Raw genomic sequence first — 5,659 nt, 5'->3', positions numbered from 1 at the left:
TTCGATAGCTTTTGCAGTACAGCAAGCAATTGAAGGACCACCAGGAAAAAGACTTATTGCACTTGGCAAAGGAAATAAGATTTCAAAAATTTCGCGATACATGTAGCCTTCTTTGTTTGTAGGAGTATTGTAAGGGAAACGAACATAAGCATTTTTTAATTGTGTATCTGTGATTTTGGTTTGGGCAAGTTGTTTTAAAGCATCAATCCAACTGTAGCCTACTCCATCAGAAAATTGTTCTTTTTGGCGCCATACAATCTTTTTGGGTAAATAAGATTCAAATGTTTGTCGTAGAATATGTTTTTCTATTTTGCCATTTGTGCCACACATTTTATCTTTGGGATTAAGTCTCATAGCAACATCTAAAAAGTTTTTGTCTAAGAAAGGCACTCGCGCCTCTACTCCCCAAGCACTCATTGCTTTGTTGGCTCGTGAACAATCATATAAATGTAATGAAGCTAATTTACGGACTGTTTCTTTGTGGAATTCTTGAGCATTAGGGGCTTTATGAAAATATAGATAACCTCCAAAAATCTCATCAGCACCTTCACCAGAAAGAATCATTTTGATTCCCATAGCTTTAATTTTGCGAGCCATTAAATACATAGGAATTGATGCGCGAATAGTTGTAATATCATACGTTTCAATGTGATAAATAACATCTTTTAAAGCATCTATGCCTTCTTGAATAGTAAAATTAATTTCATGATGGGCTGTTCCTAAATGATTGTCTACTTCTTTGGCAGCTTTAAGATCAGGAGCGCCTTTAAGACCTACAGCAAAAGAATGAAGTGAAGGAAAACAAACCTCTTTTTTACTTGATTCTTCTATGCGGTGTTTGGCAAATTTTTTAGTGATTCCAGAAATAATAGAAGAGTCAAGACCACCAGATAAAAGTACGCCATAAGGAACATCAGACATTAAATTTTTTTTACTGATGCTTCAAGAAAATTGCGTAATTGGTTTGTGTTGGTTTGGTTGTTGTAAACATTTTGATAATCCATCCAATTGCGTTTATAATATTTCACCATTTTGCCAGATTCACTATATAAATAATTTCCTGGAGGAAAAATAGAAAGGGTTTGGCAAATGGGAATTAAGGCTTTCATTTCAGAAGCTATATAAAAATTTTGGTTAAGGTAATATCCCATATAAAGTGGAATTATTCCCATATGATCGCGTCCTATAAGATAGGTGTTTTTTGTAAGATCATATAAAATAAATGCAAACATTCCTTGTAATTCATCTAAAAAATTAACACCTTTTTCTTGATATAGTGCTAGAATAACTTCACAATCTGATTCTTTTTGAAATTCGTATTTATCTTTGTATTGTTTGCGTAAATCTAGGTGGTTATAAATTTCTCCATTTATTGCAAGTATTAAGGTTTTGGTTTTATTATAAAGTGGTTGAGCTCCAGCATTAACATCTATAATTGATAGTCTTTCGTGTGCTAAAATGGCTTTTTGAGAGGCAAAAATTCTTGACCAATCAGGTCCTCGATGACGCATCAAACTTGAAAGTTTAAGAGCTTGGTCACGCAAAATTTGTGGATCGGTTTTAATATTTAGTATTCCAAAAATTGAACACATTTTATTCTCCTTTTAAACGCATTGAAAACACATTTTATTTTTTCTTCGATAAACAACTTCATAACAAATTATAATCTTTAAAAAAATCATATAAAGCGTTTTTTTCAATGTGAGGAGCAGTTAAATTTGCAACTTTGTGAAGAGTTTCATAATGATTATTTGCCATGACGATTCCTATATCTGCAAATTGAAGCATTTCAAAATCGTTGCAACCATCTCCCATGCAAATTAATTGGCAGTCTTTGTGGTCTTTCATAATTGCTTGGATACCATAAGCTTTATTAACTTGTTTGGCACTTAAACTTACAACACCATTTTTCCAATAATAAGCGTGGAGTTGTTCAAAATCTTTTAAAAAATCAACAACAAGGGAGGTATTTGGATGAAATAAATTAATTTTGTAAATAGGTTTTTCTAAATGAAGATTGCTTTTGATGGGATTTTTTTTGCAACATTACATTATCAAACAAACTTTTAGAATCAGGATCTGTTGTTTGGGTTATGTCCTTTTCTTCTAAACTGACATTGAGAACTATGATTCCTTTTTTTTGGGCTTGGCAATTTAGTTTAATTACAAGTTCTTGGGGGATGCAAGTTTGTTGGACGATATTTGTGGCTTTCCAAGTAATAACTCCATTTAGAACAACAAAATACTTAAATAAAGAAGTAAGTTCTTTTAAAACGCTTAAACCTTTGTAGCTTCTTCCTGTAGCAATTTCTAAAATATTATTGGGTTTTTTCGCTAGGGTTTGTAAAAGTTTTGTGGTTTGTGAAGGAATTTCTTTGGTTTTGCCGTTGTATAAAGTTTGGTCAATATCAAAAAAGAATAGTTTTTTCATATTTGTTCCTTTATTCCTTGATATATTATAATCAAAAGATAACTAATTAATGCAAAAATGATGAAAAAAATAAATGACATAAAATATTATACAAATCAAATATTTTTATTTTGTCATAAATAAACTTTTAAACTTTGGTATAAATAAAAGCATTTCCAAAAATCACTTTTTTGATAATAAATTTTTTGGGCTGATATGCGTTTGTTTTTTTGATATTCAAAAGGATTGTCAAAAAAGATTTTAGCTAAACGATGAAAAATAATTTCTGCTCCCTTTTTGCCAACTTCAGGATGTAAAGGGTTTTTGGAATAATCACAAATTTTTAAATGCAAAAGAAAATGTTCTAATAAATTACAATACACCAAATTAATGCCTTTTTGGTATTCAAAAGGGTGGTGTTTGGCGTATTTGGGATTTGATAATCCTCTTGCTTGATATTCTTTTATGTGGTGTATTTCTAAGCCTTCAGATGTTTTTTTGATATTTGGGTTAGTTTGAGTAAAACTTGCATCCATAAAATAAGAGCCACTTACTAAACCGTATTTTTGTTTTACAAAAGTTACTGATTGATCGTATGTTAAAAGCATCATAATTTCAATATCAGTTATTTTTTGGTCTTGTTGTAATTTATCAAAAATGGTGTGAATGTCTTGTAAATGTTTTAATATATTGTTGCATTTACGATTGGAGTTCCAAAGAAATTTCATCAAAAAGAAATTATTTATTTTTTTTAATTCACAATAAATGGCATGATAAAAATAAAATGTTTACATCCATAAACTGATTTTTTCTGATAAAAAGACAATATTTTTTTTGATGTTGACTTTTTGTTTAAAATGTATTGCGCAAAAAATGATTACTAATATTGTTACAATTAATAATTTATTCATTTTTATCCTCTTTTATTTATTTTTATTGATTGTGTAATTGTTTAAAAAAACAGATTTAATCAAATTAAAAACAAAAAAATGAAAAGCAAAGCAAAGCAAAAAATATGAAAAAGGCAAAAGGAGCAAAATATAGAAATATAATAATTTTAAATAATTTAATAATGTGTTTGTATTTACAATAATTTTGAATAATAAAATAATATTTAAGATTTATTTTTTTGATTAATTAATAAATTATGAAGTCCAAAGCCTAATGTTTTTTTTTGTTTAATGACAAGTTCTTTTAAAGGTAATTCGGGGTGTATTTTAGGTTCGTAATCCGAATATGGATAATATTTAACTTCTTTTAAATCTTTGTTTTGTTCTAAAGTATTGCGGTTTAGCCCCATTTTATCAAGGGTGCCTGCAAAAATTAAATTAGTTAATAAAGGTTCGGTGAGGAAAGGAAACAATTGTTGTTTAAAGGTTTTAAAAGAATAATAAAGGGGCATTTGGGCAGTTTTAGTTAATTTTTGGTGTTCTTTAATTAATTTTTTTTGTTCTTTCATTAATTCTTGGCAAAAGGCAATATTTATTCCTTTAATAATAGTTAGAGGCAAAAATAATTTATTGTCTTTGAAATAATATTTATCTTGGCTACTAAATATATGGGGTGGTTCTATAATGATACCTTTTTGGATAACTTCTTTGAGCAAAATTTCTGTCTGGGTTGCATCTCCAATAGCATCATTTAATAAAGTAATTACAAAAGCAATAAAATAATTAGCTTTCAAATAAGCCATACGATAACTAATTAAAGAATAAGCGACACTGTGACTTTTGTTAAAACCGTAATTGGAAAATTTTAAAATATAATCATAAAGTTTGTTAGCTATTGTAAGGTCGCGTCCTTGTTCTTTGCTTTGGGCAATGAAGTTGTTTTTTTCTTGCAATAATAAATCTTTTTCCTTTTTGCTAATAGCTCTTCTAAAAAGGTCTGCTTGGGCAAGACTGTATTTGGCAAAGACAGCTACAATTTGCATAATTTGTTCTTGATAAAGAATAATGCCATAAGTGGGTTGGAGGATAAAATCAATTAAGGGGCTAAAAAAAGTGGTAGTTTTTTGATGGCGGTTTTTTAAAAACATATTAAAAGAATCGATGGGTCCTGGTCTATTTAAGGCAAGTAAGGCAATTAGGTCTTCGAACTTTTGGGGCATCATTTTTTGTAAAAAGATTTTGGCGTTATAAGATTCTAATTGAAAAATCCCTATTGTTTTTCCTTGTTGCAACAGCTCGAAAGTTTTTGTGTCGTTTAAAGGGATTTTAAAAAGACCAAAATGGGGATTAGTTTTTTGAATGGCTAAAACCATTTTATTCATCAAAGTAAGACTTCTTAATCCTAAAAAATCTATTTTGAGAAGTCCGATTGATTTAAGGAAAGAAGCTTCCCATTGGGTTTGTTGTAAGTTATTATGAGTGCCTTTTTGTAAGGGGATAATTTGATCAAGGGGCATTTGGCTTAAAATAATTCCTGCTGGATGGGTTCCTGTAAACCGTGGTATTCCTTCGATATAAGATGCCATTGTAAGTAAGTTTTTCATTTGCAAATCCAAAGTTTCTTTTTGATAAGTGCTTTTTTTATCCAAATATGCCAAAACGCGTTTAGTTTGGAATTCCTTTACTGTGGGCATAAATTTAACTAATTCATTGATAATGGCTTTTTGGCTTACAAATCTACCAAAAGTAATAATACTTGCTACGTGTTTGGTGCCGTACTTTTGACAAACATATTGAATAATTAAATCTCTTGTATTGTCTGGAAAATCAAGGTCAATATCTGGCATAGTTTTTCTTTGAGGATTTAAAAAACGCTCAAAAATAAGATCATATTGTAAAGGGTCAATCTCTGTAATTTGTAAACAAAAACACACCAAAGAACCCGAAGAAGAGCCTCTACCAGGACCTACTAAAATACCTTGTTTTTTGGCGTATCTTACAACATCACCTACAATTAAAAAATAATTGTCATATTCCATATCAGCTATAATTTGTAATTCTTGATCTAGCCTTTGTTGGTATTTGGTATATTTAGGGTTTTTAAAATCGATGTATTGGCGCAAACCTTCATAAGAAATTTGTTTTAAGTAATCTTTGGCAGTTATTTTTTGGGGTTGTAAAAAATCAACAAAGGAAGGCAACAACATTTTTTGTGGTAAATAATTTTGATATTTAATAGAAGAGATTAATTTTTTTAAATAAGCAAACATTGCTTTATGTGTTTGGGCGTTGTAGGCGCTATCAAAATTATCTTTGGTTAAAAAAGATAAATCAGTTTGGTCGTCGTTTTTTTTATTTT

2 protein-coding genes and 2 pseudogenes are annotated in these 5,659 nt (G+C 29.5%); all 4 read right to left on the bottom strand.

The genetic code is table 11. The features are described 5' to 3' along the window. Positions 1–1,592 (bottom strand): annotated as a pseudogene (gene asnB / locus OYV_RS05630) (asparagine synthase B); the annotation flags it as partial. A 58-nt stretch (positions 1,593–1,650) separates the two neighbouring features. After that, positions 1,651–2,431, bottom strand: a pseudogene (locus OYV_RS05260) (HAD-IIB family hydrolase). 113 nt (positions 2,432–2,544) lie between these two features. Continuing rightward, positions 2,545–3,138: a hypothetical protein gene (locus OYV_RS04380; protein ID WP_050707730.1), complete on the bottom strand. Its 594-nt coding sequence runs from the start codon at positions 3,136–3,138 to the stop codon at positions 2,545–2,547. Between the two features lie 386 nt (positions 3,139–3,524). Then, on the bottom strand, positions 3,525–5,659 hold a 2,135-nt coding region (dnaE, locus tag OYV_RS00770), incomplete at its 5' end, for a DNA polymerase III subunit alpha (protein WP_042067712.1).

It is taken from the genome of 'Chrysanthemum coronarium' phytoplasma, assembly GCF_000744065.1.
GTDB classification, from domain to species: domain Bacteria; phylum Bacillota_I; class Bacilli_A; order Acholeplasmatales; family Acholeplasmataceae; genus Phytoplasma; species Phytoplasma asteris.
The sequence above is the reverse complement of the archived record's forward strand: the minus strand, read 5'-3'. Positions and strand labels throughout refer to the sequence as shown.